Origin of the sequence: Mesorhizobium sp. M7A.F.Ca.CA.003.01.2.1 (genome assembly GCF_003998945.1) — a bacterium.
Lineage (GTDB): Bacteria > Pseudomonadota > Alphaproteobacteria > Rhizobiales > Rhizobiaceae > Mesorhizobium > Mesorhizobium ciceri.
This window is the reverse complement of sequence record NZ_RZRA01001348.1, coordinates 1-1,066: the sequence shown is the minus strand read 5'-3', so window position 1 is coordinate 1,066 and position 1,066 is coordinate 1. Positions and strand designations below refer to the sequence as shown.

The 1,066-nt window shown below is 65.4% G+C and carries 1 protein-coding gene; it reads right to left on the bottom strand.

The window, feature by feature from the left end; genetic code table 11:
- Window positions 1-328: 328 nt before the first annotated feature.
- Window positions 329-1,030, bottom strand: a complete 702-nt coding sequence (locus EN969_RS32560) for a ribonuclease HII (protein ID WP_027164182.1) — start codon at window positions 1,028-1,030, stop codon at window positions 329-331.
- Window positions 1,031-1,066: the final 36 nt, after the last annotated feature.

The following is a 1,066-nucleotide window of genomic DNA, read 5'->3' as shown; positions in this document are numbered from 1 at the left end:
GTGCAGATCTGTTCAAGGCTTCGCTCGCGGACGTGAAGTCGAAGCTGAATTAGGCGGTTCGTCTAGCCAGTCATCGAAAGCCGCCCGGGCAACCCGGCGGCTTTTTTGTTGCGGCGCTGAAGCTGCCAATCTCCCCCCTCGTGGGGGAGATGCCCGGCAGGGCAGAGGGGGGCGTGAAGGAACGCTAACCTTTGTTGTCCTAAGGTCTATCGGGACAAGCCTGAGGGCATAACTGCAATCGATTGAGAGGCCGGCGGGACAGCGCCCCCCTCTGTCCTACCGGACATCTCCCCCACAAGGGGGGAGATTGGCTTGTCGTCGTCGTCGCTCAATCCAGCCCGGCGAAGCTCTCTTCTTCCACCACGTCCACCTCGGCCCCACCCAGCCGGAATGGCGCAAACGACACGCGGTGCAGCCGCGCCACCGGGCCATGCGCTTCGATCGCGGTGCGATGACGAACCGTGGCGTAGCCCATATGGACTTCGAACCCGTAGCGGTCGTGATGGTTGCCGCAGCCGCACATCATGCGGTCGCGCATCACCTTGGCGACGATCGAGGCGGCGGCGATCGACTGCGAACGCTGGTCGCCCTTGATCAGCGCGCGCCCTTCACAAGGCAGTCCCGGCGGCACGTCGCGTCCATCGGCAAGCGCAAGCTTCGGCCGGACCGACAGCCCTACCAGCGCGCGCCGCATGGCTTCCAGGCTTGCCTTGAGGATGTTGCTGCCGTCGATGCCCTCGGCGCTGATGGAGGCCATCGAGACCGCCTGTGCGGAGCCGAGAATGCGCAGGAACAGGGCCTCACGCTGTAAATGGCTGAGGCGTTTGGAATCGTCGAGGCCGTCGGGAATGTTGGCGGGATCGAGCACCACCGCTGCGGCGACCACCGGCCCGGCCAGGGGGCCGCGGCCTGCCTCGTCCATCCCGGCGACCGGCCACAGGCCCTCCGCCATCGCCTTCGTCTCGAAGGAGAAGTCGGGCTTCTCGATGATCTCAAAGAGAGGCGGAGAATCAGAACGCGCGCGAGCCATGTTGCGGCGAGGTTCGCATCGGCTCCGATTCTCCGC

Coding starts and splice junctions, on each gene's coding strand:
- EN969_RS32560 (WP_027164182.1), bottom strand. CDS start 1,030: ATGGCTCGCGCGCGTTCTGATTCTCCGCCTCTCTTTGAGATCATCGAG.